Genomic DNA, 19,328 nt, shown 5'->3' with positions numbered 1-19,328 from the left:
AATCCCCTCGCCACAGGGACTCGGTGCCTTAGGGGTACCGAGTCGTTTGGCTCAGCGATTCAGGCGCTTGTCGATCAAGCCCTCCACCACGCTCGGATCGGCCAATGTCGAGGTATCACCAAGGCTGTCGAGTTCGTTGCAGGCAATCTTGCGCAGGATCCGCCGCATGATCTTGCCTGAACGGGTCTTGGGCAGCGCCGGCGCCCACTGGATCAGATCGGGTTTGGCGAAGCTGCCGATTTCCTTGCTGACGTGGGCCAGCAATTCTTTCTTCAACTCGTCGTTGGCCTCCACACCGTTCATCGGCGTGACAAAAGCATAGATGCCCTGGCCCTTGAGGTCGTGGGGGTAGCCGACGACCGCCGCTTCGGCGATGTTGTCATGCAACACCAGGGCGCTTTCCACCTCGGCGGTGCCGATACGGTGCCCGGAGACGTTGATCACATCGTCGATGCGCCCGGTGATCCAGTAGTCGCCGTCTTCATCGCGGCGTGCACCGTCGCCGGTGAAGTAATAGCCGGGGTAGGGCTTGAAGTAGGTGTCGACCATGCGCTGATGGTCGCCGTAGACGCTGCGAATCTGCCCCGGCCAGCTGGACTTGATCGCTAGCACGCCGCTGCCGGTGCCGCTGATTTCCTTGCCCGTTTCATCCAGCAAGACCGGTTGTACGCCGAACATCGGCCGGGTCGCGCAGCCGGGCTTGAGCCGTGGCGCACTCACCAGCGGGCTGAGCATGATGCCGCCGGTTTCGGTCTGCCACCAGGTATCGACAATCGGGCAGCGCTGTTCGCCGACCACGTTGAAGTACCATTCCCACGCTTCCGGGTTGATCGGCTCACCGACACTGCCGAGCAATCGCAGGCTTTTGCGCGACGTTTCCTGCAACGGTCCGGAACCTTCGCGCATCAGCGCCCGCAGGGCCGTCGGCGCGGTATAGAAGATGTTGACCTGATGTTTGTCGATCACCTGCCAGAAGCGCGAACTGCTGGGGTAGCTCGGCACGCCTTCGAAGATCAGGGTGGTGGCGCCGTTGGCCAACGGACCATAGACGATGTAGCTGTGGCCGGTGACCCAGCCGACGTCGGCGGTGCACCAGAACACTTCGTCATCGCGGTAATCGAGCACGTACTTGAATGTCATCGCCGCTTGCAGCAGGTAACCGCCGGTGGTGTGCAGCACGCCCTTGGGTTTGCCGGTGCTACCGGAGGTGTAGAGGATGAACAATGGGTCTTCGGCGTCCATCGGTTCGGGTGGGCAGTCGTCGCTCATCTCGTGCATGGCCTGGTGGTACCACAGGTCACGCCCTTCAACCCAGCCCACCTCGCCTTGGGTGCGCTCGACCACCAGCACGGTGCTGACGTTCGGGCAGCTCTCCAGCGCTTTGTCGACGTTGCGCTTGAGCGGTACGAAGCGCCCACCGCGCACGCCTTCGTCGGCGGTGATCACGGTGCGGCAATCGGCATCGAGGATTCGGTCGCGCAGCGAATCCGGCGAAAAACCGCCGAACACCACCGAATGCACTGCACCGATGCGGGTGCAGGCGAGCATGGCGTAGGCGGCTTCTGGAATCATCGGCATGTAGATGCAGACCCGGTCGCCTTTCTTCACCCCACGGTTTTTCAGCACGTTGGCCAGGCGGCAAACATGGTTGTGAAGTTTTTTGTAGGTGATTTCTGCCGATTCGGTGGGGTTGTCGCCTTCCCAGATGATTGCCGTCTGGTCACCACGTGTTTGCAGGTGACGGTCGATGCAATTGGCGCTGACGTTCAGCTTGCCGCCGGCGAACCAGGTGGCGTCACCCATCTTCAGGTCATACCGTTGGACAGTTTGCCAAGGCGTCATCCAGTCGAGAAAGCGCGTGGCCTGTCCGGCCCAGAAGGCGCTGGGGTGCTCGATGGATTCTTTGTAGAGCCGCTGGTACTCGTCCTGACTCAGTTGCGCAGCCCGGCGGACGGCATCGGCTTGGGGGTACTGGCTGATATCGAACATGACGGTTCCTTATTCTTGTTTTTGCGACAAGTCATAAAGATGCGCCCAGTGGCCGGAGGGTTCAAGTCATGTACAAAGCAACTGTGGGAGCGGGCTTGCTCGCGATAGAGGTTTGTCAGTCAACATAGGTATCAACTGATCTACCGCCATCGCGAGCAAGCTCGCTCCCACAGGGGTAATGCAAAGCCTAAGGGTCAGCCGCGATGACGCCCACGGAAGTAGTTGATCAAACCTTGGGTCGAAGCATCTTCGGCCGGGCTTTCTTCACTGCCCACCAGCCGGTTGTAGACGCCCTTGCCCAGCTCCTTGCCCAGCTCCACGCCCCATTGGTCGAAGGCGTTGATGCCCCAGACCACGCTTTGCACGAACACCTTGTGTTCATACAGTGCCACCAGCGCGCCAAGGCGCCGTGGGCTGATGCGTTCGACCACCAGCGTGTTGCTCGGACGATTGCCCGGGATCACCTTGTGCGACGCCAGTTTCTGCACCTCTTCTTCACTGGCGCCCTTGTCCCGCAGTTCGGCTTCGGCTTCGGCGCGGGTCTTGCCCAGCATCAGCGCCTGGCTCTGGGACAGGCAGTTGGCGTACAGCCACTGGTGATGGTCGGAAACCGGGTTGAAGCTGACGATAGGCACGATGAAGTCGGCCGGGATCAACTGGGTGCCCTGGTGCAGCAACTGATGGTAGGCGTGTTGACCGTTGCAACCGACGCCGCCCCAGATCACCGGGCCCGTATCGGTAGACACGGGCGTGCCGTCCTGGCGCACGCTCTTGCCGTTGGATTCCATGTCCAGTTGCTGCAAGTGTTTGGTGATGTTGCGCAGGTAGTGGTCGTACGGCAGGATCGCGTGGCTTTGCGCACCCCAGAAGTTGCCGTACCACACGCCCAGCAGTGCCAGCAGTACCGGCATGTTCTGCTCGAACGGCGCGCTTTGGAAATGCTGGTCCATGGAATAGGCCCCGGAGAGCAATTCCTTGAAGTTCGACATGCCGATGGCCAGGGCGATTGGCAGGCCAATGGCCGACCACAGCGAGTAACGCCCGCCGACCCAGTCCCACATCGGGAAGATGTTTTCTTCGCGAATGCCGAAGGCCACGGCGGCAGCGTTGTTGCTCGATACCGCGATGAAATGGCGATACAGCTCCGCTTCGGAGCCGCCCTGGGCCAGGTACCAGGCACGGGCAGCCTGGGCGTTCTTCAGGGTTTCGAGGGTGTTGAAGGATTTCGACGAGACAATGAACAGCGTGGTCTCGGCGCGCAGCTTCATCGTCAGTTCGTGGAACTCGCTGCCGTCGATGTTCGCCAGGTAATGGCAGCGCACGCCTTTATGCGCGTAGGACAACAGCGCTTCGGACACCAGCTCCGGGCCGAGGAAGGAGCCACCGATGCCGATGTTCACCACATCGGTGATCGGCTTTTCGGTGTAGCCGCGCCACAGGCCGTCGTGAATGCGGCCCACCAGGTCAGTGATCTGGTTCAGCACTTTGTGCACGTCCGGCATCACGTTGACGCCGTTCACCAGCAACTTGTCGCCCACCGGCCGACGCAGGGCGGTGTGCAGGGCTGGGCGGTTTTCGGAGGCGTTGACGATTTCACCTTCGAACAGCGACTTGATCGCGCCCTTGAGGTCGACTTCGTTGGCCAGGCCCACCAGCAGGTCGCGGGTCTGGGCGTTGATCAGGTTTTTTGAATAGTCGAGAAACAAGCCGCAGCTCGACAGGGTGAATTGACTGAAACGCTGCGGATCGGCATTGAACGCTTCGCGCATGCTGAAATCCTGCATGGCTTTGCGGTGGTCATTCAGCGCTTGCCAGGCAGGCAGAGCGGTCACGTCATGAGGGGTTCGGTAATACGCCATCGCTGCGGGTTTCCTTTTTACTTGAACGACCTTTTGTACACTAAAAATTCCGGCCCGGCCCAAGGTGGGCGTCCGGACAACTGCGTCGACACGATCTCTGGGCGCAGGGCGACTACAGTAAACCTCGCGTTGCGATCTGTCTTGACTTTGTCAGACCGGTTGCCGGTACTTTTTTATACAAATGGGCCGGGAATGGTCCGACAGACGGAAGGTCGGTGGATGACAATGATCAACTGTGGGAGCGAGCCTGCTCGCGATAGCGGTGTACCTGCCAGGCCATGTATCGACTGATCGACCGCATCGCGAGCGGCTCGCTCCCACAAGGTAAGGGGGACTCAGGCAACCTGAACCGGGATGGCATTGCTGGTGTGGCTCAGTTCGTTGCCCGGAGCCATGTACAGCATGCGGGGCTTGAAGTTGACCAGTTCGGCTTCGCTGTAATGAGCGTAGGCGCAGATGATGACGCGGTCACCGACCTTGGCCTTGTGCGCGGCGGCACCGTTGACCGAGATCATCCGCGAACCTTCCTCGCCACGGATGGCGTAGGTGGTGAAACGCTCGCCGTTGTCGACGTTGTAGATCTGGATCTGTTCGTATTCACGGATACCCGACAGGTCCAGCCATTCACCATCGATGGCGCAGGAGCCTTCGTAATCGAGCACGGCGTGAGTGACTTCGGCGCGGTGCAGCTTGGCCTTGAGCATGATGGCGTGCATGAGTGTTTCCTCTGGTCGGGTCCGAACGGCGGGCAGTTTGCCCGAAGGCTACCGAAGCGGCAATAACACCGCAGTACCCTTGTGGGAGCGGGCTTGCTCGCGAAGGCGTCGACACATCCAACGTCAATGTGACAGATACACCGCTTTCGCGAGCAAGCCCGCTCACACAGGGGGTGGGGTGTTCAGGCGGGCGCGTCGAGGTCCAGGTGCAGGTTGTCGATCAACCGCGTTGTACCCAGGAATGCCGCCACCAGTATCACCAGGTCACGATCCTCGGCTGTGGCCGGGCGCAAGGTCCGGGCATGGCGGATTTCCAGGTAATCGGGGCGCAGGCCGGCGGCGTCCAGTTGCTTGAGCTGCTCGGCAATCAACGCCGGGAAATCCCGTTGTCCCTGGCGGATCGCCTCGGCGATCTGGTTCAGGCTGCGGTATATCGCGGGTGCGACGGCGCGCTGCTCAGGGCTGAGGAAACCGTTGCGCGACGACAGCGCCAGGCCGTCCTCGGCGCGCACGGTGGGTTCGCCGATGATCTGGATCGGCATGTTCAGGTCATGGACCAGCGCACGGATCACCGCCAGTTGCTGGAAGTCTTTCTGGCCGAACACCGCCAGGTCAGGCTGGACCATGTTGAACAGCTTGCTGACCACCGTCGCCACGCCCTCGAAATGCCCGGGCCGGCTAGCGCCGCACAGGCCTTCGGACAATTGCGGGACGCTGACCCGCGTCTGCCCGGCCATGCCGTCGGGGTACATCTCTTCGACGCTGGGGGCAAACAGCAGGTGGCAACCGGCCTGGAGCAGTTTCTCCTGGTCGGCCGCCAGGGTGCGGGGGTATTTGTCCAGGTCTTCGCCGGCACCGAATTGCAGTGGGTTGACGAAAATGCTCGCCACCACGAAGTCGGCTCGTTGCGCGGCTTTGGTGACCAGCGCCATATGGCCGCTGTGCAGGTTGCCCATGGTTGGTACGAAGGCGATGCGTTTGCCTTCGCTACGGGCGCGGGCCACGGCGGCCCGCAGTTCACGCACGGTTTTGACGGTGTTCATGCAGAGAATCCGTGTTCAACGCCTGGAAAGGTCGCTGCTTTGACTTCAGCGACGTAGACGCTCAAGGCCGCCTGAATAGAGGTTTGCCCGGCCATGAAGTTCTTCACGAACTTGGGTACTCGGCCGGTGATCGACAGTCCGAGCATGTCGTGCAGCACCAGTACCTGGCCGTCGGTGGCGTTGCCGGCGCCGATCCCTATCACCGGTATTTTTACCGCTTGGGTGATTTCTTCAGCCAGTTCGCTGGGTACGCATTCGAGCAGCAACATCGCGGCACCGGCCTGTTCCAGGGCAATGGCGTCGGCGCGCATCTGCCGTGCCTGGTTCTCATTGCGCCCCTGGACTTTGTAACCACCGAGAATGTTTACCGACTGTGGGGTCAAGCCCATGTGCGCGCACACTGGGATGCCGCGTTCGGCCAACAGCCGAATCGAATCGGCCAGCCACAACGCGCCTTCGACTTTGACCATGTGGGCACCGGCCTGCATCAGCATGGCGCTGTTGGTCATGGTTTGTTCGAGGGTGGCGTAAGCCATGAACGGCAGGTCAGCGAGGATCAGCGCATCGGTGTTACCGCGTTTGACGGCGGCTACATGGTAGGCCATCTCGGCAGTGGTCACCGGCAGCGTGCTGTCGTGACCTTGCAGCACCATGCCGAGGGAATCGCCCACCAGCAGCACTTCGACACCCGCCTCGTTGCAGGCGTGGGCGAAGGTTGCGTCATAGCAGGTCAGCATGGCGATTTTCTCACCTTTTTGCTTGAGACCTTGCAGCGTGGTCAGGGTAATAGCTGGCATGAAAAAGTCCTCATTAGGCGCTCTTGAGCTACTGCGAGTAACGCGCATGAATCGTCATCTATACAGGCGCACCCTCTATGTGTGGTGCTTGTAAGGCCTGGATTGCGCCCTTTAAACGCCGCGTTGGCGGCAGCGGGACGCCTATAGTCGTGAGGAGCTCTCGGGAAGTCAATTGGATGTGTTACCGCTGAGTGTTACCGAGGTTACTGATGCGTTTCAGCTTGGATGAGCGTCCCAGAATGACTGTCTGGTGCTGGAACCTGTGGGAGCGAGCTTGCTCGCGATCGCGGTATGTCAGTCGCATGGGGGGCAACTGATCCACCGCCATCGTGAGCAAGCCGCTCCCACAGGGGGCTTGCATCAGTTAGGCGGCAGGCGTTCCAAGCCGACAAACGGGCACGCCGCAAGCAGGTCCTCGAGCAGGCGTCCATCGGCCAGATGCAGGTTGGCGGGGGCCAGTTCTGCGAGGGGGTAGAGTACGAAGGCGCGCGCCTGCATGTGGTAGTGCGGGACCTTGAGGCGGGGTACGTCGATCAGATGGTCGCCAAACAGCAGAATGTCCAGGTCCAGCGTGCGCGGCCCCCAGCGTTCCAGGCGTTCGCGGCCTTGCCCGGTTTCGATGGCTTGCAGCGCATCGAGCAAGTCCAGCGGCGCCAGCCGGCTGTCCAGCGCAGCCACCGCATTGGTATAGCGTGGCTGGCCGGGCAACAGGGAATCACTCTGGTAGAACGCTGAAACGCCTACCAGCTGGGTATCGGGCAATTGCGCCAGCGCCTGGACGGCACTGCGCAATTGTTCAGCGGGTTCGGCCAGATTGCTGCCCATGCCGATGTAGATGCGCTCCATCTATCACTCGCCCGAAGCGCTCGGCACACCGGCGCGCTTACGCTTGGCGCCACTGCTGCGCCGCCGCTTGCGCGGGCCGGTGGTCCCGTCATCCTTGCCGCTGAGCTCGCGAATCATGTCGCGACGCTCGCTCTCGTTGGCGTCCTGGTAATCGGTCCACCATTCACCCAGGCCGTCGGTCTGTTCGCCGGCGCTTTCGCGTAACAGCAGGAAGTCGTAGCCGGCACGGAAACGTGGGTTGTCCAGCAACAGGTCGGCACGTTTGCCGCTGCGCCGTGGCAGGCGTTCCTGCATGTCCCAGATCTCGCGGATCGGCATCGTGAAGCGTTTTGGAATCGCGATGCGCTGGCATTGTTCGCTGATCAGCTCGTGGGCGGCTTCCTGCATCGCCGGGATCGGCGGCATGCCACGTTCCTGCAGGCGCAGTACCCGGGCCGGCAGGGCAGGCCAGAGCAGGGCGGCAAACAGGAAGGCCGGGGTTACCGGCTTGTTCTGCTTGATGCGCAGGTCGGTGTTGATCAGCGCTTCGCTGATCAGGGTGTGGGTGTACGTCGGGTTGTGCTCCAGCGCCTCGGCACTGGCGGGGAACAGCGGGTCGAACAGTTGCAGGTCCACCAGCATCTCGAAGGTGTCCGCCGCGTTGCCCGACAGGAACAGCTTGAGCACCTCTTCAAACAGGCGAGCCGAAGGAATTTCCCGCAGCATCGGGGCCAATTCGCGAATCGGCAAGGCGCTGTGCTTTTCGATGCCGAAATCCAGCTTGGCGGCGAAACGCACTGCCCGCAGCATCCGTACCGGGTCTTCCTGGTAGCGTTGTTTAGGGTCGCCAATCAGGCGGATCAAGCGATTGCGGATGTCATGTACGCCGTTGGCGTAATCGAGGATGCGCTCGCTGACCGGATCGTAATACAAGGCATTGATGGTGAAGTCGCGGCGTTGCGCGTCTTCTTCCAGCGTACCGTAGACGTTATCGCGCAGGATGCGCCCGCTCTCATTGCGAGAAGATTGGTTGCTGTCTTCTTCGTCATCGTTTTGCGGGTGGTTGGCGCGGAACGTCGCCACTTCGATGATTTCGCGACCGAAGTGGATGTGGACCAGCTTGAAGCGCCGGCCAATGATCCGTGCGTTGCGAAATTCGGCCCGTATCTGTTCCGGCGTGGCGCTGGTGGCGACGTCGAAATCCTTGGGCGTGATGTTGAGCAGCATGTCGCGCACGCAACCACCGACCAGGTAAGCCTGGTAACCGGCGTTCTGCAGGCGTTCGACGATGTTCACCGCATAACGGCTGAACTGGGCCTTTTGCAGCGAATGCTGGCTGCTGTTGAGCACTTCAGGCGTGCTGCGAATGTGTTGCGTACGACGCAAGGGGGAACGGAATGACTGGAACAGCTTCTTCAGCATGGGATGCACTGTTTGAAGGAATATTCGGCCAAAAACGAAGAATGACCGCATGATGGGCGGGGATTCTAGCATTTAGTCGAGGGATGGTGTAGGACGGAGCAGTTTTGAGCTGCAAGCTTCAAGCGACAAGCTCTGTAGGCTTCAAGGAAGGGAATGACAGAAACCACAAGGGGAGCCGAAGCTCCCCCAGAATTAGTTACGTGCTCTATTTTTATTATTGATTTCGGGCTTCTTGTTTTTGTTGAGTGCCCGCGCCACAAGGTTTTTTCCTTCGTGACCCTCCCAATCGGGAGTCAAGAGCAAACGGATTGCTTTGGTCGCTGTGTTGCAGTGATCAATCGATCCAACCAGTTCAGGCACCTGTCTTGAGACAGTTTTTATTGTTCTCGGCCTGGTTGTGGGGCAAGCCCCAAATACAACGCCTCTCCAAAAGAATCAGTTAGCTGCGCCTCTCGCCGTCTTGTTTTTATTGTGCGTGAGTCGATTCGTCTTATTTTTATTGTCTTTTGCATTGCTTGTTATTGTTCTTGTACCAAAGCTATAGCAGGGGGCGTGCCAACTTTTGCTAAACCCCGGAAACCGGGGGTTCTAAGGATAGAGTGGTTTTTTCAGGCCGAAAAAAAGCCGGGGTTTCGTTACCGTAAACCCCGGCTTCTGTTACGTGAAAAAGCTGAGGTAACAGTTTTTTCACATTCATGGCTATTCGAGCCGTTCCTCCTGTGGGGTGAGCAAGCGCGCTCCCACAAATCAGCTTTCGCTGGCTACCCCGGTCTTGCGCCGTGGGATGCCCAGGCGCTGGCGGCGTTCCCACAGGCACTTGCGGCTCACGCCGAGCTTGCGGGCCAGCTCGGTCTCGGTCATGTGATCCTGATGTTCGAGGACGAAATGCTGGAAGTAGTCCTCCAGGGACAGGTCTTCGGTAGGCTCGTGGCTGGTGTTGTTGGCAGCGCCGCCTTGTTGTGGGGCCAGGCCGATGAACTCTTCGTCGTCCAGGTCACTCAGTTCGATGTCGATGCCCAGCAGGTCCGCAGAGATTTCCGGGCTTTCACACAGGATCACTGCCCGCTCGACCGCGTTTTCCAGCTCTCGAACGTTACCCGGCCAGGCGTAATGACGAATGGCCTGTTCGGCGTCCGGGGCGAACTTGAGGTCGGTGCGGTTGACCCGCGCGCTCTGGCGGGCGAGGAACGCCTGGGCGATTTCGTTGACGTCCGCGCCGCGCTCGCGCAGGGGCGGCAGTTTCAAGGCGATGACGTGCAGGCGGTAATACAGGTCTTCGCGGAACTGGCCGATCTTGGCCAGGCTCTTGAGGTCACGGTGGGTCGCCGCGATCAGGCGTACGTCGACTTTCTGCGACTGTACCGACCCGACTCGGCGGATCTCGCCTTCCTGCAGCACGCGCAGCAAACGCGCTTGGGCTTCCAGCGGCAGTTCGCCGATTTCGTCGAGGAACAGTGTGCCACCGTCCGCCGCTTCCACTAATCCGGCACGCCCGGCGCTGGCGCCGGTGAACGCGCCTTTCTCGTGACCGAACAGCTCGGACTCGATCAGGCTTTCCGGGATCGCCGCGCAGTTCACCGAGATCATCGGCGCCTTGGCCCGGCGAGAGAGGTTATGCAGGGCGCGGGCTACCAGTTCCTTACCGGTACCGGACTCGCCCTGGATCAGGACATTGGAGTCGGTCGGCGCCACTTTGCGGATCTTGCTGTACAGGTCCTGCATGGGCGGGCAGGAACCGATGATACCGATTTCGCCGTTATGGTTGCTGGCGCCGGCTTTCGCCGCGGCGGAAGTCTTGCCCGCGGGCTCCGACGCAGTGCCGGCTGCTGTCTGTCGATCGCGCAGGATACGGGCCACGGCCTGGAGCATCTCGTCGTGGTCGAACGGTTTGGCGATGTAGTCCACGGCGCCCATTTTCATGGAGTCGACCGCCGAGCGCAGGCTGGCGTAACTGGTCATGATCAGTACCGGCGTGCCCTGGCCGAGCTTGATCAGCTCGGTGCCGGGAGCGCCAGGCAGGCGCAGGTCGCTGACGATCAGGTCAAACGTTGGGATGCTGAAACGCTCTTGTGCTTCCTGCACTGAACCGGCTTCGCTGACCTGGTACTGGTTGCGTTCCAGCAGGCGGCGCAAGGCGGAGCGGATAATTGTTTCGTCTTCGACGATCAAAATGTGCGGCATTGATTCGATTCTCTCGACGGTCTCAGTTCACAGCGGACGTCGCTTCGACATGACGCGGCAAGGTCACCCGGATACGGGTGCCGCGTTGGCTTTGTACATCGGCCGGGCTGTCGATGGTGATTTGTCCATAATGCTCTTCAACGATGGAATAGACCAGTGCGAGGCCCAGACCGGTGCCTTCGCCAGGATCCTTGGTGGTGAAGAAAGGTTCGAACAATCGGTCCATGATGTTCTGTGGGATACCGCTGCCTTCGTCCTCGACGATCAGGTCGACCGTGTGTTCGAAGGCTTCGCTCTTGACCCGCACCGCGCTGCCGGCCGGTGAGGCGTCCCGCGCGTTGGATAGCAGGTTGATCAACACCTGGGCGAGCCGTTGGGGGTCGCCATCGACCCAATGATCCGGGTCGCACAGGTTGAAGAATTGCACTTCGAAATTGCGCCGGTTCAGTGCCAGCAGACCAATGGCATCCTGGGCCACTTCGGCCAGACAGACGGGCTCATCATTATGCTGGTGACCGCCGGCATGGGCGAAGCTCATCAGCGACTGGACGATGCGCGACACGCGCTTGGTCTGTTCGAGGATCTGGCCACTGATTTCCGTCAGTTCGCCGTCGTCCTCGCGCTCTTCGCGCAGGTTCTGCGCCAGGCAGGCGATGCCGGTGATCGGGTTGCCGATCTCGTGGGCCACCCCGGCGGCCAGTCGGCCAATGCTCGCCAGCCGTTCGGAGTGGACCAGCTTGTCTTCGAGCATCTGGGTGTCGGTCAGGTCTTCCACCAGCAGCACCAGGCCGCTGTTACCCGGCGCCAGCGGCTCGTCGATCGCGGCCTTGTGCAGGTTCAGCCAGCGGGTCTGGCCGTCGAGGGCCAGGTGCTGTTTGTGCAGGTGCTCGTCCGGCAGGTCGATGAAACCCTGCAGCAGGCCTTTCCACGGCTCGCCCAAGGTACTCAGGCGGGAGCCGACCACGCGCTGGGCGGCGATCCCGGTCAGCTCTTCCATGGCTTTGTTCCACATCAGGATTTCCTGATCCTTGGCCAGGGAGCACACGCCCATCGGCAACTCCTGCAAGGTCTGGCGATGATAACGGCGCAGAGCGTCCAGCTCGGCGGCCAGGCCGGTGAGGCGCGAGTGATAGTCCTCGAGGCGGCTTTCGATGAAGTGGATATCTTCAGTGACGTAGTTCTCGCCACCGGCCTTGTAGGGCAAGAATGTCTCGACCATATCCTGGGCCACGCTGGGGCCCATAAGGCCGGACAGGTTGGCTTCGATGCGGTCCCGCAGGCGACGCAAGGCATAGGGACGGCGCTCATCAAAGGGCAGATAGAGGTCGCGCAGGGCCTGTTCGACTTCCTTTTGCGCGGCCTTGGCGCCCAGGGGTTTGGCCAGCTGTGTGGCGAACTCCTGGGGCGAGGCAGCGTGAAGCTCTCGGCGCTGCGGGCGGCGTACGTTGTCTACGGCACAGGCTTCGGCGGCGCTGGCTTCTTCGCTGCTGGCGTTGGTGAACAGTGAAATCAGGGTGAACATCAGCACGTTCGCCGCCAGCGAGGCGATGGCTGCCATGTGCCAACTGGTGTCGTCGAGCACATAGATCATGTTCAGCAGCGGAATATAGAAACCCTGCAAGTTGCCCAGCAGCGGTAACAGCATGGCTACCAGCCACACCAGGATCCCTGCCAGCAAACCGGCGATAAAGCCGCGGCGGTTGGCGGTCGGCCAATACAGCACCGACAGCACGCCGGGCAGGAACTGCAGGGTGGCGACGAAGGCGACGATGCCCAGGTTGGCTAGGTCCTGGCCTTCGCCGAGCATCAGGTAGAAACCGTAGCCGGCCATGATGATCGCGACGATCAGTGCGCGACGGGTCCATTTCAACCAACGGTAGATATTGCCTTCCGCCGGCGGCTGATAGAGCGGCAGCACCAAATGGTTGAGGGCCATCCCCGACAGCGCCAGCGTGGTGACGATGATCAGGCCACTGGCCGCCGACAGGCCGCCGACATAAGCCAGCAATGCCAGGGCCTTGCTGTTGGCGGCGATGCCGATGCCCAGGGTGAAATACTCTGGATTGGTGTTGGCCCCCAGCTTCAAGCCCGCCCACAGGATCAGCGGTACCGCCAGGCTCATCAGCAGCAGGAACAGCGGCAGCCCCCAGCTCGCGCTGACCAGCGAACGCGGGTTGAGGTTTTCGGTAAAGGTCATGTGGTACATGTGCGGCATCACGATTGCCGAAGCGAAGAACACCAGCAACAGCGTGCGCCATGGGCCTTCCTGCAAGGGTGTGTGCAGGGCGGCCAGGGCTGTCTGGTTCTGCAGCAGCCACACTTCCAGCTGTTGCGGGCCATCGAACACGCCGTACAGGGCATAGAGCCCGACACCACCGATGGCGATCAGCTTGATCACCGATTCGAAGGCAATGGCGAACACCAGACCTTCGTGTTTCTCCCGTGTGGCGATGTGCCGGGAACCGAAGAAAATCGTGAACAGGATGATCAATACGCAGAAGCTCAGTGCCACGCGGTGCTGCACCGGCTCTCGGGTCAGGATGCCGATGGAATCGGCCACGGCCTGGATTTGCAGGGCCAGCAGCGGCAACACGCCGACCAGCATGAAGATGGTGGTCAGCGCGCCGGCCCAGGTACTGCGGAAACGAAAGGCGAACAGGTCGGCCAGGGACGACAGTTGATAGGTGCGGGTGATTTTCAGGATCGGGTAGAGCAACACGGGTGCGAGCAGGAACGCGCCCGAGACACCGAGGTAACTGGACAGGAAACCATAGCCGTACTGATAGGCCAGCCCGACGGTGCCATAGAACGCCCATGCGCTGGCATAGACACCCAACGACAGGGTGTAGGTCAGCGGGTGGCGGATGATCGCCCGGGGAATCATGCCCCGTTCGCTGATCCAGGCCACGCCGAACAGTACAGCCAGGTAGGCTGCGCTGATCAGGACCATCTGGGTCAGGCTAAAGCTCATCGGCATCTTTTTGGCTCTGCAGGATGAAGGTCACGACGATCAGGATCAGCCAGAGCAGGTACGGCCGATACCAGGCACCCGTGGCATCGATCCACCAATCCATGATGGCCGGGGAGAACAGATAAATCCCCACTACCAGGAGCAGGACCAAGCGATAGATATACATCCCGGCCTCTCTTATTTATGCGCGTGCCCGAAAACGTGCGGCGATGGTAACGGATGGGCGCCAAGCTGCAAGGCCCGTCAACGTATTTGCGCTTCGGGCAGGCTCAGTGTGCGCGGGATCTTTGTTACATCCCAGTGGCGAATACCCCACTCGAGCAATTGCGGTGGGCTGGCATCGACCAGCTCAGGGCCCGGTTGCTGGCCCAGCGCGCGCAGGGCCCGCAACAACAATGGCGAGGCCTGATCAGCCGCCAGCGGTGGCGAGCGATAGGACTTGCCCAGTTTGTGCCCGTCGGGTTGGGTGATCAACGGCACGTGCAGGTAACGCGGTTGCGGCAGCCCGAGCAGCTCTTGCAGGTAGAGTTGGCGTGGCGTGGAATCCAGCAGGTCGGCACCGCGCACGATATCGGTCACCCCTTGCCAGGCGTCGTCCAGTACTACCGCCAGCTGATAAGCGTAGAGCCCGTCGCGACGGCGAATCACGAAGTCACCGACCTCACGTCCCAGGTGCTGGCGGAACTGGCCCTGTACGCGGTCGGTGAAGTGGTATTCGAGTTCAGGGACACGTAGGCGAATGGCGGCGTTTTCAGCGCCATGCCCGGCGTTGCGGCACAGCCCCGGGTAGATGCCGTGGTACGCCTCCAGCTGTTTGCGCGAGCAGGTGCACGCATAGGCCAGGCCCTGGCTGAGCAGTCGGTTGATGACTTGGTCGTAGGCCTCATGGCGCTCGCTCTGGCGGACCATCTCGCCATCCCATTCAAACCCGTAGCTTTCCAGTGCCTTCAAAATCGCCGTTTGCGCGCCAGGTTCTTCCCTTGGCGGGTCGAGGTCTTCCATGCGCAACAACCAGCGCCCTCCCACCGCCCGGGCATCCAGGTACGACGCCAGCGCGGCGACCAGTGAACCGAAGTGCAGGTGGCCGCTGGGTGTGGGGGCGAAGCGGCCGATGTAGGGGGCGGTGGCAGTCATGGGGAGAATGTTACTGAGTCTGAGCGGTAGGGATATAGCGTTTGCTGACGAAACCTGATCCCTGTGGGAGCGAGCTTGCTCGCGATAGCGGTGGGTCAGCTTGCACCCGTATTGAATATGCCGCCGTCATCGCGAGCAAGCTCGTTCCCAAAAGGGTATTGGGCGTACAGAGGGTGCCAGAAACAAAAAACGGAGCGTGTGAACGCTCCGTTTTCGTTACAGCCCGGGCAATTACTTGCCGACCTGTTTTTCCTTGATTTCCGCCAGGGTCTTGCAGTCGACACACATGTCGGCGGTCGGACGGGCTTCCAGCCGCTTGACGCCGATCTCGACGCCACAGGACTCGCACCAACCGTATTCTTCGTCTTCGATCAGTTGCAGGGTCTTGTCGATTTTCTTGATGAGCTTGCGCTCACGATCACGGGCGCGCAGTTCGAGGCTGAATTCCTCTTCCTGGCTGGCACGGTCGGCCGGGTCAGGGAAGTTGGCCGCTTCGTCTTTCATGTGATCCACGGTGCGGTCGACTTCCTGCATCAAGTCCTGTTTCCACTTATTCAGGATCTTGGTGAAGTGCGCGCGCATGGGGGCGCCCATGTACTCTTCGCCAGCTTGCGGGACGTAAGGCTCAAACCCGCTGAGCGTCTGATTTTGATTTTGCTTTGCTTGGGTGGGCATGAATGGACCGCCTCTACTCTTGTAATCCACTACGCAGGATTGCTCCATCACCGACACCTGCCGGCCCTGCGGCTGCAAGCGGGCGAACTTACCAGATCAAATCGGGCCGCGCTACTCCCGGTTGTCGAGCCTGCAGCGGCCGGGGACTTTGCAAAGCGTGGTCGGGTTCGGTTCGGTGCGGATGTAAACCTGCTCAATGCTTGATTCTAGTCAAGCCTGGGCCAATCGCCGGAGTCATTTCCTGCAATCCGAGGGCTCTGACCGCTTCAGGTTCGCGCTCGTTCCCGCACGGGTTCCTGAGTTGGGTAGAATCGGTTCTTTTTCTTACGTAAGGAAGGCCAATGGCTCAGCCCTACAGTGCGCGCAGCCGCGCTATCGAACCTTTTCATGTGATGGCGTTGCTGGCCCGTGCCAATGAATTGCAGGCTGCGGGGCACGACGTCATTCACCTGGAGATCGGCGAGCCGGATTTCACCACGGCTGAGCCGATCATCCAGGCCGGCCAGGCGGCGCTGGCGGCGGGCAAGACCCGTTACACCGCCGCCCGTGGCATTCCTGAGTTGCGCGAGGCCATCGCCGGTTTCTACGCCCAGCGCTACGGCGTGGACATCGATCCGCGGCGCATCCTGGTCACCCCGGGCGGGTCCGGTGCGTTGCTGCTGGCCAGCGCGTTGCTGGTGGACCCGGGCAAGCATTGGCTGTTGGCCGACCCTGGCTATCCGTGCAACCGTCATTTCCTGCGGTTGGTAGAGGGCGCGGCGCAATTGGTGCCGGTAGGCCCTGAGGTGCGTTACCAGCTGACTCCGGAGTTGGTGGACCGCCATTGGGACCAGGACAGCGTCGGCGCGTTGGTGGCGTCGCCGGCCAACCCGACTGGGACGATCCTCTCCCGAGACGAGTTGGCCGGGTTGTCCAAGGCAATCAAGCGGCACAATGGTCATCTGGTGGTGGATGAGATCTACCACGGCTTGACCTATGGCACCGACGCCGCCAGCGTGCTGGAAGTCGACGACGATGCCTTTGTCCTGAACAGTTTTTCCAAGTATTTCGGCATGACCGGCTGGCGGCTGGGCTGGCTGGTGGCGCCTTCGGCAGCCGTCGGCGAGCTGGAAAAACTCGCGCAGAATCTCTACATCAGTGCGCCGAGCATGGCCCAGTACGCGGCGCTGGCCTGTTTCGAACCCGCCACCATCGCGATCTTCGAGCAGCGTCGGGCCGAGTTCGCGCTGCGCCGCGACTTTCTGCTGCCTGCCTTGCGTGAACTGGGCTTCGGTATCGCGGTGGAACCGCAAGGGGCGTTTTATCTCTACGCCGATATCAGCGCGTTCGGCGGTGATGCCTTCGCGTTCTGCCAGCATTTCCTGGAAACCGAACACGTGGCGTTTACGCCGGGTCTGGATTTCGGCCGCTATCAGGCCGGCCATCATGTACGTTTTGCCTACACCCAGAGCCTGCCGCGGCTACAGGAAGCGGTGGAGCGAATCGCACGTGGACTGCGGAGTTGGCAAGGCTGATGCGTTTTTCCCCTGCTTTGGAAGAAGGTCGGCTGATTCGACGTTATAAGCGTTTTCTCGCCGATATCGAGACCGTTCATGGCGAATTGCTGACCATTCATTGCCCGAACACTGGTTCGATGCTCAATTGCATGGCGCCGGGCGCACGTGTCTGGTTCAGTCGCTCCAGCGACCCCAAGCGCAAGCTGCCCGGTACCTGGGAAATCGGCGAAACCCCTCAGGGGCGCTTGGCCTGCATCAATACCGCGCGGGCCAATGCCTTGATCGAAGAGGCCCTGCGGGCCGGGGTCATCAGCGAACTGAACGGGTTTACCGGGCTCAAGCGTGAAGTGGCTTATGGTCAGGAAAACAGTCGGATCGATTTCAGGCTGGACTACGAAAACAGCTCGGCCTGGGTCGAAGTCAAAAGCGTCACACTGGGTTTCGATGGCACGAACGTCGCGGCATTTCCCGATGCGGTGACCCTACGTGGGGCCAAGCATCTGCGCGAACTCGCTTGCCTGGCCCGCGAGGGCGTGCGGGCGGTGCAGCTGTATTGCGTGAACCTGAGTGGCATTGACGCGGTACGCCCGGCGCAGGAAATCGACCCAGTGTATGCGGCCGCCTTGCACGATGCGGTGGCGGCCGGGGTGGAGGTGCTGGCCTATGGGGTCACGCTGACGCCGGATGAGATGTGGGTGGCCCATTCGTTGCCGGTGCAGCTCGAACCGCTACAGTGCCACCCAGATGCCTTGCTCATCCTCCCTGCTGTCTAACGCAGCAAGGAACTGACCGGCGCAGGGACCGGCCACGCATTCTCCGCTCTCGATCAGAAACAGTGCGCCGTGGGTGGCGCACTGGATCAGACTGGCGCTGGGGTCGAGAAACTGGTCGGGTTGCCATTCCAGCGGCACGCTGCGATGCGGGCAGCGGTTAAGGTACGCATAAACCTGGCCCGCGCGGCGCACCGCCAGCACCTTGCGCCCATCGATGTCGAAACCGCGACTGCCGTTGTCGGGCAATTGGGTGGCGGTACAAAGAAACTTCATGTGTGTCTCGATATTTGTCGGAGTGAACCCGTTATGGGAGCGAGCTTGCTCGCGATGACGACGACACATTCAACATCTCAGTGACTGACACGCCGCTATCGTGAGCAAGGTTTCGTATGGCAAAAGGTTCATGCTTGACGGTCAAATGAAAACAATTATCAAATGGCCGCTCCTGCGCAGGTGACTGAGGATACTTGGCCTGGCGAGTCCATGCCCGGTCCTGCGAACAACTTCTTTGAGGAAACGGCCTGATGCGCCTGAATATCCGCATTGTTGCGCTCTGTATCGCACTGCTGGCCAACCAGGGAGTCGCTGCGGCCGATTTGCCGCAACGCTGGGTCAGCGTCGGCGGCGCCTTGTCGGAGTGGGTCAGTGCGTTGGGTGGCGAGTCGAAACTGGTGGGGGTGGATACCACCAGCCAGCATCCCGAATCCTTGCGGGCCCTGCCCAGTATCGGTTATCAGCGACAGTTGTCGGCGGAGGGTGTGCTGAGCCTGCGCCCGCAGATTCTGGTGGGCACCGAAGAAATGGGGCCACCACCGGTCCTGGCGCAGGTTCGCAGCGCCGGGGTACAAGTCGAACTGTTCTCGGCCACGCCGGACCTGCCGACCCTGCAAGGCAATCTGCGGCACCTGGGTCAATTGCTGGGCAGCGAGGCCCTGGCTGCGCGGCTGTTCGAGCGCTATCAGCAGCAGCTCGCTCAACAAAACGCCCGGGTGAGTGAAATCCAGCTCAAGCAAAAGGCTCCTGGGGTTTTGCTGTTGGTCGGGGGCGCGGGTGGCAAACCCCTGGTTGCCGGCAAGGGCACCGCCGCCGACTGGCTGTTGCAGCAGGCTGGTGGTCATAACCTGGCGACTCACAACGGTTACAAGCCATTCTCCATGGAAAACCTCGCCGGCCTGAATCCTGAAGTGCTGGTCTTCGCCGACCGCGCCTTGAAGGGGGAAGAGGCACGCGCGGCGTTGTTCAAGGACAACCCGATCCTTGCCTCGACCCGGGCGGCCAGGGATGGGCGAGTCATGGAGCTTGACCCGACGCTGCTGTTGGGTGGGCTGGGGCCGCGGTTACCGCAAAGCCTGGTGGAACTGACGGATGGGTTCTATCCGACCGCACCGGCCAAGGCACCATGAGGCCGGTGGTCAAGCCGCGGTCCTTATTCATTGGCTTGAGCGTG

16 protein-coding genes are annotated in these 19,328 nt (G+C 61.2%); 3 read left to right on the top strand and 13 right to left on the bottom strand.

Annotation, left to right across the window (positions count from 1 at the left end):
- Positions 1–51 precede the first annotated feature (51 nt).
- The 12 genes from acs to dksA form a co-directional block, all read right to left on the bottom strand.
- A complete protein-coding gene (acs, locus tag J9870_RS24835; protein WP_210640971.1) occupies positions 52–1,989 on the bottom strand; it encodes an acetate--CoA ligase in 1,938 nt (645 codons plus the stop codon).
- A gap of 194 nt (positions 1,990–2,183) precedes the next feature.
- Positions 2,184–3,848 carry a glucose-6-phosphate isomerase gene (pgi, locus tag J9870_RS24830; RefSeq protein ID WP_210640969.1) on the bottom strand — a complete coding sequence of 555 codons (1,665 nt, stop codon included), beginning with the start codon at positions 3,846–3,848 and terminating at the stop codon, positions 2,184–2,186.
- A 335-nt stretch (positions 3,849–4,183) separates the two neighbouring features.
- Positions 4,184–4,564 carry an aspartate 1-decarboxylase gene (panD, locus tag J9870_RS24825; protein WP_007963888.1) on the bottom strand — a complete coding sequence of 127 codons (381 nt, stop codon included), beginning with the start codon at positions 4,562–4,564 and terminating at the stop codon, positions 4,184–4,186.
- 182 nt (positions 4,565–4,746) lie between these two features.
- Positions 4,747–5,607 carry a pantoate--beta-alanine ligase gene (gene panC / locus J9870_RS24820; protein ID WP_210640968.1) on the bottom strand — a complete coding sequence of 287 codons (861 nt, stop codon included), beginning with the start codon at positions 5,605–5,607 and terminating at the stop codon, positions 4,747–4,749.
- Positions 5,604–6,404 carry a 3-methyl-2-oxobutanoate hydroxymethyltransferase gene (gene panB, locus J9870_RS24815; protein WP_210640966.1) on the bottom strand — a complete coding sequence of 267 codons (801 nt, stop codon included), beginning with the start codon at positions 6,402–6,404 and terminating at the stop codon, positions 5,604–5,606. Before panB ends, panC begins: the two co-directional genes overlap by 4 nt.
- A 360-nt stretch (positions 6,405–6,764) precedes the next feature.
- Positions 6,765–7,250 (bottom strand): 2-amino-4-hydroxy-6-hydroxymethyldihydropteridine diphosphokinase, encoded by a 486-nt coding sequence (gene folK, locus J9870_RS24810; protein WP_210640964.1) that lies wholly within the window; start codon positions 7,248–7,250, stop codon positions 6,765–6,767.
- Between the two features lie 3 nt (positions 7,251–7,253).
- Positions 7,254–8,651, bottom strand: a complete 1,398-nt coding sequence (locus tag J9870_RS24805) for a polynucleotide adenylyltransferase PcnB (RefSeq protein WP_210640962.1) — start codon at positions 8,649–8,651, stop codon at positions 7,254–7,256.
- 747 nt (positions 8,652–9,398) lie between these two features.
- Positions 9,399–10,832 carry a sigma-54 dependent transcriptional regulator gene (locus J9870_RS24800; protein WP_210640960.1) on the bottom strand — a complete coding sequence of 478 codons (1,434 nt, stop codon included), beginning with the start codon at positions 10,830–10,832 and terminating at the stop codon, positions 9,399–9,401.
- Positions 10,833–10,854: 22 nt separating this feature from the next.
- On the bottom strand, positions 10,855–13,809 hold the full coding sequence (locus J9870_RS24795; protein ID WP_210640958.1) for a sensor histidine kinase: 2,955 nt from the start codon (positions 13,807–13,809) through the stop codon (positions 10,855–10,857).
- Positions 13,793–13,969: a hypothetical protein gene (locus J9870_RS24790; RefSeq protein ID WP_003176118.1), complete on the bottom strand. Its 177-nt coding sequence runs from the start codon at positions 13,967–13,969 to the stop codon at positions 13,793–13,795. Before J9870_RS24790 ends, J9870_RS24795 begins: the two co-directional genes overlap by 17 nt.
- Before the next feature lie 77 nt (positions 13,970–14,046).
- Positions 14,047–14,937 (bottom strand): tRNA glutamyl-Q(34) synthetase GluQRS, encoded by an 891-nt coding sequence (gluQRS, locus tag J9870_RS24785; RefSeq protein ID WP_210640957.1) that lies wholly within the window; start codon positions 14,935–14,937, stop codon positions 14,047–14,049.
- A 231-nt stretch (positions 14,938–15,168) separates the two neighbouring features.
- A complete protein-coding gene (gene dksA / locus J9870_RS24780; protein ID WP_186709115.1) occupies positions 15,169–15,612 on the bottom strand; it encodes an RNA polymerase-binding protein DksA in 444 nt (147 codons plus the stop codon).
- A gap of 341 nt (positions 15,613–15,953) precedes the next feature.
- On the opposite strand from dksA, the gene J9870_RS24775 reads away from it, so the two are divergent.
- Together J9870_RS24775 and sfsA are read left to right on the top strand one after the other, a co-directional pair.
- On the top strand, positions 15,954–17,126 hold the full coding sequence (locus J9870_RS24775) for a pyridoxal phosphate-dependent aminotransferase (RefSeq protein WP_210640955.1): 1,173 nt from the start codon (positions 15,954–15,956) through the stop codon (positions 17,124–17,126).
- Positions 17,126–17,881 carry a DNA/RNA nuclease SfsA gene (sfsA, locus tag J9870_RS24770; protein ID WP_210640953.1) on the top strand — a complete coding sequence of 252 codons (756 nt, stop codon included), beginning with the start codon at positions 17,126–17,128 and terminating at the stop codon, positions 17,879–17,881. Before J9870_RS24775 ends, sfsA begins: the two co-directional genes overlap by 1 nt.
- Here sfsA and J9870_RS24765 read toward each other — a convergent pair.
- The gene (locus J9870_RS24765; protein WP_210640952.1) at positions 17,837–18,154 is read right to left on the bottom strand and encodes a Rieske (2Fe-2S) protein; all 318 of its coding nucleotides are present in this window, start codon (positions 18,152–18,154) and stop codon (positions 17,837–17,839) included. The two genes, sfsA and J9870_RS24765, sit on opposite strands and share 45 nt — an antisense overlap.
- 251 nt (positions 18,155–18,405) lie before the next feature.
- Between J9870_RS24765 and J9870_RS24760 the strand changes: the two genes are divergently transcribed.
- Positions 18,406–19,284: an ABC transporter substrate-binding protein gene (locus J9870_RS24760; RefSeq protein WP_210640950.1), complete on the top strand. Its 879-nt coding sequence runs from the start codon at positions 18,406–18,408 to the stop codon at positions 19,282–19,284.
- Positions 19,285–19,328 lie beyond the last annotated feature (44 nt).

The sequence above is a fragment of the Pseudomonas sp. Tri1 genome (assembly GCF_017968885.1).
Lineage (GTDB): Bacteria > Pseudomonadota > Gammaproteobacteria > Pseudomonadales > Pseudomonadaceae > Aquipseudomonas.
The sequence above is the reverse complement of the archived record's forward strand: the minus strand, read 5'-3'. Positions and strand labels throughout refer to the sequence as shown.